Source organism: Verrucomicrobiia bacterium (assembly GCA_019634625.1).
Taxonomy (GTDB): domain Bacteria; phylum Verrucomicrobiota; class Verrucomicrobiia; order Limisphaerales; family CAIMTB01; genus CAIMTB01.
The window spans coordinates 214100-228943 of the sequence record JAHCBA010000003.1 but is presented as its reverse complement, the minus strand read 5'-3'; the positions used below and the strand labels follow the sequence as shown (position 1 = coordinate 228943).

The 14844-nt window shown below is 66.6% G+C and carries 9 protein-coding genes, 1 tRNA gene and 1 pseudogene; 6 read left to right on the top strand and 5 right to left on the bottom strand.

Annotated features, from left to right (window positions below):
• Position 1: 1 nt before the first annotated feature.
• Together KF833_03090 and KF833_03085 are read right to left on the bottom strand one after the other, a co-directional pair.
• Positions 2-397, bottom strand: a complete 396-nt coding sequence (locus KF833_03090) for a phage holin family protein (GenBank protein ID MBX3744269.1) — start codon at positions 395-397, stop codon at positions 2-4.
• Entirely contained in the window at positions 394-702 is a 309-nt protein-coding gene (locus KF833_03085; GenBank protein MBX3744268.1) for a DUF883 family protein, read from the bottom strand. The genes KF833_03090 and KF833_03085 overlap by 4 nt, the downstream gene beginning before the upstream one ends.
• On the opposite strand from KF833_03085, the gene KF833_03080 reads away from it, so the two are divergent.
• The 5 genes and pseudogenes from KF833_03080 (at position 701) to KF833_03060 (ending at position 8105) form a co-directional block, all read left to right on the top strand.
• On the top strand, positions 701-2398 hold the full coding sequence (locus tag KF833_03080; GenBank protein ID MBX3744267.1) for a sugar ABC transporter ATP-binding protein: 1698 nt from the start codon (positions 701-703) through the stop codon (positions 2396-2398). The two genes, KF833_03085 and KF833_03080, sit on opposite strands and share 2 nt — an antisense overlap.
• On the top strand, positions 2398-3327 hold the full coding sequence (locus tag KF833_03075) for an ABC transporter permease (protein MBX3744266.1): 930 nt from the start codon (positions 2398-2400) through the stop codon (positions 3325-3327). The genes KF833_03080 and KF833_03075 overlap by 1 nt, the downstream gene beginning before the upstream one ends.
• 2 nt (positions 3328-3329) lie before the next feature.
• Positions 3330-5359: pseudogene (locus KF833_03070) on the top strand (substrate-binding domain-containing protein).
• Positions 5360-5462: 103 nt separating this feature from the next.
• Entirely contained in the window at positions 5463-6875 is a 1413-nt protein-coding gene (locus KF833_03065; protein MBX3744265.1) for a TonB-dependent receptor, read from the top strand.
• 405 nt (positions 6876-7280) lie between these two features.
• Entirely contained in the window at positions 7281-8105 is an 825-nt protein-coding gene (locus KF833_03060) for an alpha/beta hydrolase (GenBank protein MBX3744264.1), read from the top strand.
• Positions 8106-8414: 309 nt separating this feature from the next.
• Here the strand turns inward: KF833_03060 and KF833_03055 are convergent, their stop codons facing one another.
• Both KF833_03055 and KF833_03050 read right to left on the bottom strand, forming a co-directional pair.
• Complete coding sequence (locus tag KF833_03055) at positions 8415-9590, bottom strand: hypothetical protein (GenBank protein ID MBX3744263.1); 1176 nt, start codon at positions 9588-9590, stop codon at positions 8415-8417.
• 841 nt (positions 9591-10431) lie between these two features.
• Positions 10432-10506: transfer RNA gene (locus KF833_03050), tRNA-Val, on the bottom strand.
• Positions 10507-10961: 455 nt separating this feature from the next.
• Here KF833_03050 and KF833_03045 point away from each other — a divergent pair.
• On the top strand, positions 10962-11198 hold the full coding sequence (locus KF833_03045) for a hypothetical protein (GenBank protein ID MBX3744262.1): 237 nt from the start codon (positions 10962-10964) through the stop codon (positions 11196-11198).
• Between the two features lie 63 nt (positions 11199-11261).
• On the opposite strand, the gene KF833_03040 is transcribed toward KF833_03045, so the two are convergent.
• A complete protein-coding gene (locus KF833_03040) occupies positions 11262-14834 on the bottom strand; it encodes a c-type cytochrome (protein ID MBX3744261.1) in 3573 nt (1190 codons plus the stop codon).
• Positions 14835-14844: the final 10 nt, after the last annotated feature.

Genomic DNA, 14844 nt, shown 5'->3' with positions numbered 1-14844 from the left:
CTCACTTCAACCCCTCCAGCCATTCCTTGTCCCGCTTCAGTTCCGACACCGTCGCCGCAAAGGGCGCCGATCGCCCCCGCAACAGGCGGCGCACCCTGAGAAAGGCCCATCCCGCCACGCCCCCATAACCCACTCCCGTCGCCAGCGCCCCCCAGGGCCGCCATTCCGGCGGTAATGCCAGCACCAGTCCCACCGTCAGGATCACCACCGCCAGCGCCCCGAAAACCGCCCCCACCGACAGCAGCACAATCAACTCCGTCGCCGCCCTCCGTTCCTCCGCCAACTCAAATCCCAAAAGCTCCAGGCGGGTGGCGACCAGTTGCGCCACCCGCTTCGCGATGAGCCGCCACGTACCGTCTTCCGGTCCGCCGGCTGAACCTGCAGGCCGGGGATTCACCGCCGGTTGTTCAACAGCACCCCCAGCAGCACCCCCACCCCAAACGCCGCCCCAACGCTGGTCAACGGATGCTCCCGGATCGCGCTCTCCACCTCCCGCGCCGCGTCTCCCGCCCGACCCTCGAACTGTTCGCAGGTCGATTTCGCCCGCCGCAAGGCATCCTCCAGCCGGGCCCGGGCTTCCTTCCCCTTCTCGTTCAAATCGTCGGCCCCCGCCCGCAACACTTCCTGTCCGTCTCGTATGACCGTCCGGAGATCCTCCAACAGACGCTCCGCCGCTTCCCGGGTAAGTGATGATGGTGTCATGGTTCTATCCTCTCCTCTCTCATGTGCGATTGTCGGGCTCACCGCAAGTCCCTGTCCCCGACTATCGAGCCTGCCCCAACCCTGTCAATCGACCTCGGTCAAAGGACTGGCCACTTCCGCCCCGCCCCCGCTTTACTCCCCCCGCCGCCCGCCCGACGTGAGCGCACCCATCCTCCAACTCGACGCCATCACCAAGTCCTTCGGCGCCGTCCGCGCCCTCCAGGGCGTCTCCTTCGATCTCCTGCCCGGCGAAGTCCATGCCCTCCTCGGCGAAAATGGCGCGGGCAAGTCCACCCTCATCAAAATCGTCACCGGTGCCCACGCCCCGGACCAGGGCTCCCTCACCGTCCTGGGCCACGCCGTCCGCCACCTCTCCCCCGCCGCCGCCCACCGCCTCGGCATCGCCTGCATCTATCAGCAACCCGCCCTCTTCGCCGACCTCACCGTCGCCGAAAACATCGCCCTCCGCCTCGAACCCGTCCGCCCCTTCCACCGCGTCCGCTGGTCCGCTCACCGTCACCGCGCCCGGGCCCTCCTCGACCGCATCGGGGCCCACATCCCCCCGGAGGCCGAGGTCCGCACCCTCTCCATGCCCGAACAGCAGCTCGTCGAGATGGCCTGCGTCGTCGGCTCCAATGCCCGTATCGTCATCATGGACGAACCCAGCGCCTGCCTCACCCGCCGTGAACAGGACCGCCTCTTCGCCATCGTCCGCCAACTCCGCTCCGACGGCGTCGGCATCGTCTATATCTCCCATCGCCTCGAGGAAATCTTCGCCCTCGCCAACCGCGTCACCGTCCTCCGCGATGGCCGCTCGGTCGGCACCCGCCCCATCCCGCGACCCGACCTCCCCGCCCCCGCCCCCGAAACCCCGCCCGTATCCGAATCCGAACTGATCGGCCTCATGGTCGGACGCGAATGGTCCCACCTCTTCCCCCCGCCGGAAGGCGTCCCCGGTGACGTCGTGCTCAGCCTCCGCAAGGTCTCCTGCCCCGCCGCCGGCCTCCACGACATCGACCTCGATCTCCGCGCCGGCGAAATCCTCGGCCTCGCCGGCCTCATCGGCGCCGGCCGCACCGAACTCGCCCGCACCCTCTTCGGCCTCACCCCGGTCGGGTCCGGTCGGATCCTCCTCCAGGGTCAGCCCGTCCGCCTTCGTTCCCCCATCGATGCCGTGGCCCACGGCATCGCCTGCGTCCCCGAAGACCGCCGCCGCCACGGAGTCATCCTCGACCTCCCCGTCGCCCACAACCTCACCCTCGCCATCCATCCCCGCATCTTCCCCGGCACCTGGATCCGTCGCACCGCCGAACGTCACCTCGCCCTCGAGTCCATCCGCCATCTCGCCATCCGCACCTCCGGTCCCGATGCCCCGGTCGCCACCCTCAGCGGCGGCAACCAGCAGAAGGTCGCCCTCGGACGCTGGCTCGCCACCCGCCCGAAAATCCTCATCCTCGACGAACCCACCCAGGGCGTGGACGTCGGAGCCAAGTCCGAAATCCACCGCCTCATCCGCCAGCTCGCCCGTGACGGTCTCGCCGTCCTCATGATCTCCAGCGATCTCCCCGAAATCCTCGGCATGAGCGACCGCATCGCCGTCATGCGCGCCGGCCGCCTCGTCGCCAACCTCCCCGCGCAATCCTCCGCCCACGACGTCATGGCGGCCGCGCTCGGCCAGACCGGAGGCAACCCGTGATCCAGCGTCACTTCCGCGAACTCTCCGTCGCCGCCGCGCTCCTCGCCCTCCTGAGCGCCCTCGCCATCTGGGCCCCGAACTTCTTCGAACCCCAGCCCCTCCTCTCCCGCCTCGCCGCCGCCGCCCCACGCCTCCTCATCGCCTGCGGGGTCGCCCTCGTCCTCATCACCCGCCAGATCGACATCTCCGTCGGCTCCCTCTTCGCCGTCTGCGGCACCGTCGCCGCCCTCGCCGCCGCCGCCGGCTCGCCCCTCCCCTTCGCTATCCTCGCCGCCCTCGCCGTCGGTGCCCTCGGCGGCGCTCTCAACGGCCTCCTCGTCGCCGCCCTCGGCCTTCCCTCGATCGTGGTCACCCTCGCCATGATGGTCACCCTCCGCGAAGCCCTTCGCCTCGGCCGCCAGGGCGTCTTCATCAATCTCCCCGACGGCGCCCAGTGGTTCGGCCTCCCCATGGTCCACGGCCAGATCCTCATCGGCACCCTCGCCCTCGCCGTCCTCGTCGCCCTCGCCCTCGCCCTCCGTCACCTCGCCGCCGGGCGCCACCTCTATGCCGTCGGCTCCGATGCCGAAGCCGCCCGCCTCGCAGGGCTCCGCCCGCGCCTCGTCACCTTCACCACCTTCGTCCTCCTCGGCACCCTCACCGGCCTCGCCGCCGTCCTCCACGCCGTCCAGTCCCCCCAGGTCGATCCCGCCGCCGGACGCGGACTCGAACTCGAAGCCATCGCCGCCGCCGTCGTCGGCGGCGTCGCCGTCACCGGCGGACGCGGGAACCTCTGGGGCGTCCTCGCCGGCCTCCTCCTCCTCACCTGCGTCACCCCCGCCCTCACCTACCTCGGGGTCAAACCCCACTGGGACCGCGCCAGCCAGGGCGCCATCATTCTCCTCGCCGTCGCCGCCGACGGACTCCGCCAACGCCGTTCCCGCCCCTGACCATGGCCCCCCGCATCCGCCTCCCCGGCCTCCGCCTCCTGGGCTCCCATGAAGCCATCCTGCTCGGCGTGCTCCTCCTCGAAGTGCTCTTCTTCTCCTCCTTCGGCCGCAACTTCGCCACCCCCGACAACACCGCCAACATCGTCCGCCATTCGGTCGAAATCGGACTCCTCGCCCTCGTGGTCATGCCCATCATCCTCACCGGCGGCATCGACCTCTCCCTCGGCTCCCTCCTCGGCCTCTCCGCCGTCATCTTCGGCAAACTCTGGCGCGATGCCGGGCTCGACTGGCCCGTCGCCGCCGTCTGCACCATCGGCTTCGGCGCCCTCGCCGGCGCCTTCAATGCCACCCTCATCACCGCCCTCCGACTCCCGCCCCTCATCGTCACCCTCGGCACCTTCTCCCTCTTCCGCGGTCTCGCCGAAGCCCTCACCCGCGGCACCGACGCCTTCACCAACTTCCCGGAATCGTTTCTCTTCCTCGGCACCGGCCGCATCGCCGGCGTTCCCGTCCAGGCCTGGATCTTCCTCGCCGTCGCCGTCGCCATCACCCTCCTCGTCCACCAGACCACCCTCGGCCGGTCCTTCCGCGCCATCGGCTTCGCCCCCGAAGGCGCCCGCTGCGCCGGCCTCCCCGTCCGACGTCACCTCGTCCTCGCCTATACCCTCGCCGGCGCGGTCGCCGCCCTCGCCGCCATCACCTACACCGCCCGCCTCGGCACCGCCAAGGCCGACGCCGGCACCGGCTACGAACTCGCCGCCATCACCGCCGTCGTCCTCGGCGGCACCAGCATCTTCGGCGGAACCGGCTCCGTCCCCGGCACCCTCCTCGGCGTCGCCGCCATCGCCGTCCTCGGCAACGGCCTCTCCCGCCTCCCCGCCACCATGAGCCATGCCAGCGAACTCGCCGGCCTCTGCACCGGACTCCTCCTCCTCCTCGCCCTCGGCCTCCCGGCCCTCCGTCGCATCCCGGCCTTGCGCCGGCGCCCGCCCTCCGCCCAAGCTCCCTCCAGTTCCCCGTCATGAGCTCCCGACTCCTGCCCTTCCTTCTCACCCTCCCGTTCCTCGCCTGGCTGACCGCCGGCTGCGGCCCCTCCGACACCCCGGCCACCTCCTCCGGACAACCCCGCCTCACCGTCGCCCTCATGCCCAAATCCAAGGGCAATGCCTACTTCGTCTCCTGCCGCCAGGGCGCCGAACGCGCCGCCCGCGAACTCGGGGTCGAACTCATCTTCGATGGCCCCGTCAATCCCGACCCCGCCAAACAAAACGAAATCATCGAAAACTGGATCACGCTCGGCGTCGATGTCATCGCCGCCGCCTGCGAAAACCGCGACGGCATCTCCACCGCCCTCCGCAAAGCCCGCGCCCGCGGCATCCACGTCGTCACCTACGACTCCGACGCCCAGCCCGACGCCCGCTCCTTCTTCGTCAACCAGGCCACCCCCGAAGGCATCGCCCACACCCTCATGGACGAAGCCGCCCGCCTGATCGGTCCTTCCGGCGAATTCGCCATCATCACCGCCTCCCTCACCGCCGCCAACATGAACGAGTGGCAGAAACACATCGAGGCCCGCCGCGCCGACCGCTATCCCGATCTCAAAATGGTCGCCCTCCGTCCCTGCGACGACCTCAAGGACAAGGCCCAGGCCGAGGCCACCACCCTCCTCTCCGCCTACCCCAACCTCAACCTCATCATGGCCATCTGCTCCCCCGCCGTCCCCGGCGCCGCCGAGGCCGTCAAACAGGCCGGCAAGGCCGGACGCGTCAAGGTCATCGGCCTCGGCCTCCCCAGCGAAAACCGCCGCTACGTCAAGGAAGGCGTCACCGACGCCGTCATCCTCTGGAAAACCCAGGACCTCGGCTACCTCACCGTCCATGCCGCCGTCGCCCTCGCCCGCGGCACCCTCCAGCCCGGCGCCTCCTCCTTCCAGGCCGGCAACCTCGGAGAATTCACCGTCGCCGGCGACCAGATCCTCCTCGGCACCCCCTTCATCTTCCACCGCGATAACATCGATCAATTCGATTTCTGATCCGCCTCTTCCGCCCGATCCCCCCCCCGTTTCACCTTTCCCACCCCCGCATCCCGGCCGGATAATCCGCGCCGTGGAGAAGCTGCTCGACTCGATCGTCTGCCTGTCCGAACCCGGCTCCGGTGAGGCCCTCGGCGCCCACCAGAAGGCCCTCCAGATCAATCTCGACCCCACCAAGTACGGCGCCTTCGCGGAAATCGGCGCCGGCCAGGAGGTCGCCCGCTGGTTCTTCCGCGTCGGCGGCGCCTCCGGCACCATCGCCAAAAGCATCTCCGCCTACGACATGACGGTCAGCGATGCCATCTACGGCCCCACCGACCGCTACGTCTCCCGCTCCCGCCTCCAGCAGATGCTCGACCACGAGTACGCCCTCCTCGTGGAACGGCTCCGCCACAAACGCGGCGATTCCACCCGCTTCTTCGTCTTCGCCGACACCGTCGCCGCCCAAAGCTACCGGCACCGCGACGAATGCCACGGCTGGCTCGGTGTCCGCTTCCAGCATGCCCCCGGCAGCGACCCCTCCGACGTCATCGTCCACATCCGCCTCCTCGACCGCGAAAACCTTCCCCAGCAGGAAGCCCTCGGCAGCATCGGCGTCAACCTCATCTACGCCGCCCTCAACCTCCATCACGACCTCGAATCCTTCCTCCGCTCCCTCGCCGACGATCTCGGCCACCAGCGGGTCGAAGTGGACATGGCCAAGTTCGCCGGCCCGGCCTTCCCCGGCTTCGACAACCGCCTCGTCAGCCTCAAGCTCGTCCAGCTCGGCCTCACCCACGCCGCCATGTTCACCGCCGCCGGCGACGTCGTGCAGGCCTCCGAAGTCCTCTACAAAAAGAACATCCTCGTCGAACGCGGCTCCTTCCGCCCCCCCACCCTCGCCACCCTCGACATGCTGCGCTGCGCCCAGGCCCAGTTCGTCCAGGAACCCGGCGTCGATGGCACCGACCTCCTCGTCCTCATGGAGATGACCCTCCACAACCTCATCGACGACGGCACCATCCATCCCCGCGACTTCCTCGACCGCGTCGATCTCCTCGGCACCCTCGGCAAAACCGTCCTCATCTCCAACTACGGCGAATTTCATCGCCTCGCCTCCTATCTCTTCCGCTACACCAAACGCCGCATCGGCATCGTCATGGGCCTCCCCAGCCTCCGCGAAATCTTCGACGAGAAATACTACCAGGACCTCGAAGGCGGCATCCTCGAATCCTTCGGCCGCCTCTTCAAAAACGAACTCAAACTCTACGTCTATCCCTTCCAGGACCCCGCCACCCGCTCCGTCATCACCGCCGGCAATCTCCGCGTCGAACCCCACCTCCGCCATCTCTACGCCTATCTCCTCGAAAACCATTTCATCCAGAGCCTCCGCGAATTCCGTCCCGAATGCCTCCCCGTCTTCTCCCGCGACGTCCTCGCCCGCCTCCGCGCCAACCACCCCGGCTGGGAGGATCTCCTCCCCCCCCAGGTCGCCGAACTCATCAAGGAACGCCGCCTTCTTGGCTACGCTCCCTGATCCCAGGACCCTCCTCCCATCCCCCTCGTACCCGTCCCCAGCCCCAAGGGCGGGACTCGTCCTCTCGAACCCAACACCGACACACCTCAGCCGCCCCAGACGCCCTTGAGCCCCAACCCCGTTCAACCACGCATGGAGACCCAGGACCGGTTGGACACCCTGCGCCAGGCCGATCCCGCCGGCCGGGTCAACTCCCTGAAGGCACCCGGAGCATGGAACGAGGATTGAACGTCACACGCCATGGACGCTGTTGACATCATCGTGTTACCCAACCTCCCGATGCTTGCGCTCATCATGGCCGCGCTTCAGCTTCTCCTCGCGGCGTTGTGTCGTGAATGGGTCAAGGCGGACCTCCCGCGGAGGCTTTCCTGACGACAACAAACCCTGCAAAACCAATACATTCCAATGAGCACATTCACCACCAGGGACGGCACTGAAATCTACTACAAGGACTGGGGTTCAGGTCAGCCGGTCGTATTCAGTCACGGCTGGCCCCTGAGTTCCGACAGTTGGGATTCGCAGATGTACTTCCTCGCATCGAGTGGCTATCGGTGCATCGCCCATGATCGCCGCGGGCACGGCAGGTCGGGCCAGCCCTGGGAAGGCAACGACATGGACACCTACGCTGACGACCTGGCCGAACTGGTGGAACGACTGGGCTTGCAGGAGGCGGTGCACGTCGGCTTCTCAACCGGAGGCGGCGAAGTCGCCCGCTACATCGGCCGTCACGGCACCAAGCGCGTGGCAAAAGCCGTGCTCGTGAGCGCCGTGACACCGATCATGGTCAGGACGGAGTCCAACCCTGACGGGGTTCCCATGGAGGTCTTCGACGGCTTGCGCAGCGCCCATCTCAAGGATCGCTCCCAATTCTTCAAGGATGTTCCCAGCGGTCCGTTCTTCGGATTCAACCGCGACGGGGCCAAGGTCTCCCAAGGCATGATCGACAGTTGGTGGATGCAGGGCATGATGGGGGGCTTCAAGAACACCTACGACTGTATCAAGGCGTTCTCGGAGACGGATCTCACCGGGGACTTGAGGAAGTTTGACGTGCCGACGCTGATCATCCATGGCACAGACGACCAGATCGTCCCCATTGAGACGACCGGCCGCGCGGCCGCGAAACTGATTTCCAACGCCAGGTTCATCGAGTATTCCGGCGCTCCTCACGGCATCACGGATACCCACAAGGATCAGCTCAACCGGGACCTCCTGGAATTTCTCAGGGCCTGACAGCACTCGATCACACCAGTTCTACGAAACGCCTGCCAATCAGCGCAGGTACCGGCAAGAAGCTCCGAATCCCTACGGTGCCTCCCGGAGTTGTGGGTGGGGAGGCCGTGAATCGGAGGGACAAGCTCCGCCAGTCCTCAACCCAACGCTCCACACCGTTGCGGGCCGGTGGATCTTCGGGACCCTGCCGGACACCCGACGACGCAAGCCGCTTACCAGGAGAGTATTGGAGCTCAACCAAGCCCCATTCATACCAGACAGCGTTTGCCCTCAAGATCTCCCCCGCATAGGCCTCCTCGATCAGGCCCATCACCGGACGGATTCGGCGCTTGGGCCCTTCCATGCACCTTCAACAAATTCGAGATCGGAAGTGAGCCGCAAGGAAAGCCGTCCATACGGATGCGTTGTTTCCATCTCCAGGCCAAGCTGCCCATCCTCCAGACACTTGACGCTGATCGGGCCCACATCTCCCGGCTTCTTCTCGATACCGACAGGCATCGGACCTACGACATCCCAAATATCAACCACCCGGGTGCGTTCCAGAGTGCCGGTCAACGCATCGTTCTCGATCCGCGTCATCCACTCGCGAAACACGTGGACGACGTCCCGTGTCAGAGGAACGCGCATGCTGCTGTGGCAGGCGAGCAAAATCCCGGAGTCGTCCACCATGAACCCAACCAATTGGTCGTCGTGGAGCACGATGTCCGTACCTGACGGTCCGCACCAAATCCGTCCTCCTTCAGTGGAGACCAACATGAACTGCCGTTCCCGACCGTCCTTGCACCTCTCGAAAATCTTGTTGGCGTGTCTCACGTTCCCCTTGATCGCACCTTTTTCCGACTTCACCGCCAAGACAGCAGGTGGCCCCCAGGTTGATGCTCTGCGCCCTCTTGGTTTACCCGCATCCACGCCAAGAACGACTGCCTCCACTCCGTCGATCGAAACCTTCCATAAACGCCATTCCTTGTCGAAGGTGACGCTCAACGGTACTTTTGTCACCGGCTCCAGCGCCACGGAGACATCCGTCTCATTCGCCTTGATCGATGTTATCGATGCCAGCGCCGGGAAGAATGGACGGGCATCGAGTCCCACCAAGACTTCCCTTCCAAATAGCAACGATAAATCCACACCGACATCGTCATGGCTATCGTCGGGCAGCAGCGACTTGACGGAAGCCGCGAATCGGTCGGCAATCGTATCGAGGTCGGAACCTGTCGACACAGCATCACCGCTGAATCGTACACCGAGTGCCCGGCCGAGAGTACGGAAGCCGACGATACGCTCTCCGATGACGTAATAGGCATGGTAATCAGGACCTATCCACACTGCTCCGGTTCTCGGATTCCAGATCCGCCGGACTTGAACGGCAGGACGACCGGAACCTTCCAGCGCCAGGGACGCACTTTGAGATACCAGATCCTCCCAAGGCCGCTCCGCGCCGACGGATGGCACACGAATTTGCATTGCATCCGTCCAGGGCGTCATCACGGGCCGGGTGTCGCTGTATCCGCTGGAACACCAACTCACAATGCCCAGGCACGCGCTCCAGTAAAGGCAGGTCAATCTTGACGTCTTCACGATTTCAATCTGTGTTTTTGCCAATCATCCAACCGGAGTGCCCCTGCGACAGTGGCAACCCTTCCGTCTGTGGCTCCACCCCATCGTTGAGAAAGAGCCGGAAGTTGAAACCACCGCATGCTGGCACGATGCATGGCGTACGCCGCCCTAAAACCATTGTCAAGAACTGCCTGCCTTACCCTTGCGTGCACGGTGCATCCCCAAGTTGTCGGTACCGAGCCAGCGAACCGGAGGGACGAGCTCCGCGAGTCCACAACCCGGCGCTCCACACCGTTGCGGCCTCGTGGAACTCGCCCCTCCGAGGCGACGCTGCGCGAAGTTCGCACCTCTCCCCCAAGCTCGATTCGAGACGGAACACCGAACCCGGCTGCCATCGGAACTGGAGCCCATCGGACGTGCGGGTGACGCTGGGTCGGGGCGCAACATCACCTTGCTCGTCGATCACTGCCTTGAGGGCCGGCGACGGGCCACTGGTTTGGATCTCCCGGCCATCGTACGCCCGCAAGAGATCCCAGCAGTCCAGGCCGCGAGCGCCACAAGCCTGGTGGAAGCGGACCAACTCATCGCGGGTGGAGGTTGGGAGCGACAACCAGACCGCGCCTGCCGTTTCGACCTGCTCCCGCAACCGCGCCGCCTCGACTTCCGCCTCCTTCCGGGTGGCAAAGAACGTCCACACCCCAAGGAAACGACTGCAGCTACAAGTCGTTGATGGTAAGGTGGATCTGACTGACCAGGAAGACCTTGAGGATGGTGCGCGCTTAAGGATTCGAACCTTAGACCCCTTCCGTGTGAAGGAAGTGCTCTACCACTGAGCTAAGCGCGCAGAACCCCTCGTTAGGCACCTGCATCCCATTTGGTGCCAGCGCCTTTGGAGCGACCGGGCGCCTAAACTCGCCGTCCAGCGGCCGGGCTGCAAGCGCAAAGTCGCCCCTTGGTTTCAAGGTTTCAATCCGTGCATCCCGGAGTTGTGGGTGCGGGGGCCGCGAATCGGAGGGACGAGCTCCGCGAGTCCTCAACCCAACGCTCCACACTGTTGAGGCTTCATGGAACTCGGCACTCCGAAGCGACGCTTCGCGACGTTCGCACCTCTCCCCACGACTCCGGGATGCACCGCGTTTCAAGCCCGGTTGGGTACACGCTTCAGCGTGAGCCTCCCAAACCACCCGAACACACTAAAGCGTGCACACCAAACGAAGTGCCGCCAACCCTGTGCCCCCGAGTCCCCGGTTTCACGCCTTAATGGCTTTCGCTGTCGATAGCCCGGACTATGCTGACCCCATGGAATCGCCCGCCACCCCGGATGAGCTTGTTCCCTCGGCCAGTTTTGCCCTGCGTCACGAAGCCGAACGCGCCCAGCAGGTCCTCGCCGCCTGCGGCATCCCGAGTGAAATCCGCGGGGATGATGCCGCCGGGTGGGCTCCACACATCGGCCTGGCCACAGGAGGCATCGGCCTGTGGGTGCAACGAGGCCGATTGGAGGAAGCCCGGCGCGTTCTGGCCACGGCAGCTGAGTAAGTCCAGGAACCGGATCTCCGGGCTGTCCTGCATAAAGCCCTCCGAACCACCGGTCGCTGTGCGCTAGGGTTGGCCGCGCTGCGCAAGCAGGTAGGCCAGCAGATGATGGAAATCCTCCTCGGACAACGCCTCGGCATAATTCGACGGCATCAAAGACACTCCGGACTCCCGCCGTTCCGTGACCTCCGCCTTCGGCATCGTGAACTCCAGGCCCGCCGAATTGGCCAGCACCAGCAGCGCTCCCTCCTCCCGTCGGAACAATCCCGTCACCACGTCCCCGTCCCGCAAGGTCAGCGACGTCGTCCAGAAGGCGTGATCGACGTTCCGGTTCGGCGCCAGGATGTCCTCGATCAATCGTTCCACTCCGCGCGTTCCAATCCCGGACAATTGCGGTCCGACGAGGCCGCCCTGCCCCTCGAGCTGGTGGCACGCCGCACAGGCCATGCCGTACACATCCCGACCCCGCGACAGATCCGTCCGGGCACGCAGGAATTCCGCCCGCCGCGCCTCAAGAAGGCGATCCACTTCGGCATCCTCGTCCGGGAGTTCCGACAACAACCGGTCCATGGTCCGTTGCACGTCGCCGCTGGCGACCCGGCGCAACCGGTCCCGCAGGCGGTTGTCCTGGAGCAGACCGGCGGGGGCCAGGCCATCCTCCATCCAGGCCACCAACCGGGCTGTCGCGGAGGCCTCGACCGCAGCCACTCCCGCAATCGCCAACTGAAATCGGCGCGGCGCATCCTTCCAAACCGAAAGTACAAACGCCTCCCGTGCGGCCCCATCCCCGCTCAAAACCGCATCAGCCAATCCTGCCCGCCAGTCGTAAGGCTGGGTGCCGTCGGCCATCAGATCGAGTGCCGCCCGTTCCAGCGGGCCGGAGAGGAAACGCCGCGCCGCCGCCGCCCGCGCCGCAGGGTCGGAATTGCGATCCCGCATGAGCGCCCCAATGGGACCATCAAGCGCCCCGGCCTCGACCACGTTGGCCAGCTCGGCGGCAGCCACCTGCCGGGATACCACCTGAGCCGGCGCCACCTCCGGCCACGGCACCGTCGCTGGCTCCAACCGTCCCCACGCCAGCCAGGCAAACGCGCCTCCGTTGTCGCCATCCACCACTTCGAGGACCACCGGCTTCCCGGCGTGCGCTGTCAGGTTCCACTCGATCCGGCGCGCCGTGTCGTTCCGTGGCGGGGCGGCCTCGGCCAGAATCTCCCCGCTCCCCGCGGCCACAAGTCGCACCCGGTTCCGTCCCCGCGCCGGTTCACCGGGCGGACCGTCATGCCCGGCGAGGTAAAATGACAGACGCGCGGGCGCCGCGAACGGCCGGGAACGCAGCACCCCGGTCAGCGCCTCGCCCCGCGGGTGGCTGGAAAGCAACCGTGCGGTCTGCCCGTCGTCGCAGGGACGCTCCTGAAAATCCCACGGGTTCGCCGACGGCAGGGCGCCCTCGACCGGGACGTTCACCCAACCGCCCGAGCCACGCACCGAATCCAGCAACTGCCCCGCGAGTTCCTCTCCCCATGCCCGCATGGTCGGCCCCAGTGGACCCCCGCGCTGCGCCAACCCCTGTTGCACCGAGCGGAACAACCCCAGCCGGTAATCCACATCGTCCCCCATCCGCCGCCGCACCAGGGTGACCAACGCTTCCCCGTCCTCCGCCCCCGCATGCCGTGCCGCATGGGTCAGCGCCGTCCGCACCCAGGCCGCGTCGCCACCCGCAAAATCGCCACGGCGGATCAGGAACCGGGCCGCCAGTTCGGACGGGACCGCCACGCTGACATCCAGCAACGCCGCCCGATCCGCCTCCGACCATTCGGCATCCAGGACGCGCGTCATCACCTCGTCCCGGGCTAGCAATTCGCGAAGCGTCCGCCGCACTGTGTACAACAGGTGCGGATCGTCCGTTCCCACCCGGTGCCGAAGATCCAGAATGGGACGCACCAGCCGGAACCGCGGACGCCAGCCCAGGGCTTCCGCCGCCACGCGCTGCACCACCGGACTCGGATCCCCCAGCGCGGCAATCGTCAGGTCCACCACCGCCCGCGTCACCGGATGCGCCAGCGGTGGGTTCGGAGGCGTCGCCGCCATCCATCGCGCGCGCTCCGACACGATCCGGAAGGCGTGGATCCGGACAGCCTCCTCCGCGTGCCGGCCCGCCTGGATCAGCGCCTCGTTGTCGAGTCCGCCCAACCGGTGCAACAGCCACAGCACATGGCTAAGCTGATGCCCATCCGCCGGATTCCGCCGCGCCGCCTCCAACCGGGCCAGCGCCCGATGCCCGAACCGGTCCTCCACTTCGTGCATCGCCAGCAACCGCCGGGTCAGGCTGGACGACGCCATCTCCCGGAGGAGGCCCTCGATCGAATCCTCCAACGCCGGAGACCGCAATGGCACTCCGGTCGGCACCACCCGCCAGATCCTGCCCCGCTCGCGGTCCCGTCCCGGATGATCCAGCGGCACCTCGTAGTGCCCGATGATCCGGTTGTAGAAATCGGCGATGTACATCGCCCCGTCCGGTCCAAACGTGGTGTCCACCGGCCGGAACCAGGGGTCGCGGCTGATTACGAAATCCGGCTCCGGCCGCGCCACCCGCGCGGAACCCCGCGGCACCGCCTTGTCCCGGTACACCCGGCTGGTCATGACGTCCCCGATGAACAGACTGTCCCGGTACGCCTCGGGCCAGAGCCCTTCCGCGGAGTACGACACCCCGTCGATGGCCGTCGATCCACGGATCCGCTCCATCATGCTGGGGGCGAAGCCAAGACCGTCATGGGGCTTGCCGAAGCTCGGGTAATAGGCGCCCGGGAGCAGCATGTAGATGGGCTCACTGTGGCAATCGCTCGAGTAAAGATTCCCTTCCGGATCCCACGCCATGCCGAAGGGATTCACCTGGCCCCACGAGAAGCCCTCGATCCGCGACCCGTCCAGCCGGACTCGATAGGTGTTGCCGGACTGCATCCGGATCGTGTGCCCGTCGCGCCCCGCGACGCGCGAGTCGTTGTTGAATCCGTGGGTCGCATACATCCACCCATCGAATCCCCGTCGAAAGCTCGCCTGGTTCCCGTGCGTGTCCCGGGTGTAATCGAACGGTCCGTACAACCGCTCACGCCGGTCCGCCTTCCCATCCCCGTCCACATCTTCGAACAGCCATACGTGCGGAATCGACCACACCACCGCCTTCCACGTCATCCGCCCATCCGCCCCCGCCGACCGGTACGGATACACCCCGATCGGGATGTTCAAACCCGACGCAAACTCGGTGACCTTCCGCGCCCGCCCGTCCGGCCCGAAATCCTCGAAGATCGTCACCCGGTCCCGGCCCGGCCGGTCCGGCGGCGCGGGCCGCGGATATTCCCGGCTGGACGTCACCCAAAGCCGGCCCGCCGCATCGAACGCGAGGTTCATCGGCTTGTGGATGTCCGGCTCCGCCCCCACCAACTGCACCGCGAATCCCTCCGGCACCTCGAACTGGCGCAACTGTTCCTCGGGCGTCAGCGGATCGCTGGACCGCACATTCGCTGCAAACGGGTCCTCCGCCGCCAGCGCGGCGGCCACCAGCCCGGATGCCAGCCCGATCAGGGTTCCACAGGTCCAGCGACGGGACTTCCTCCGGATGAGTTCGGTTTCACAGTTCGACATGGTGCGTGGC

What these genes read in the sequence shown, in the direction of transcription:
- KF833_03060 (MBX3744264.1), top strand. Translation starts at nt 7,281, where the DNA reads ATGAGCACATTCACCACCAGGGACGGCACTGAAATCTACTACAAGGAC.
- KF833_03040 (MBX3744261.1), bottom strand. Translation starts at nt 14,834, where the DNA reads ATGTCGAACTGTGAAACCGAACTCATCCGGAGGAAGTCCCGTCGCTGG.
- KF833_03045 (MBX3744262.1), top strand. Translation starts at nt 10,962, where the DNA reads ATGGAATCGCCCGCCACCCCGGATGAGCTTGTTCCCTCGGCCAGTTTT.
- KF833_03080 (MBX3744267.1), top strand. Translation starts at nt 701, where the DNA reads ATGGTTCTATCCTCTCCTCTCTCATGTGCGATTGTCGGGCTCACCGCA.
- KF833_03055 (MBX3744263.1), bottom strand. Translation starts at nt 9,590, where the DNA reads ATGACGCCCTGGACGGATGCAATGCAAATTCGTGTGCCATCCGTCGGC.
- KF833_03085 (MBX3744268.1), bottom strand. Translation starts at nt 702, where the DNA reads ATGACACCATCATCACTTACCCGGGAAGCGGCGGAGCGTCTGTTGGAG.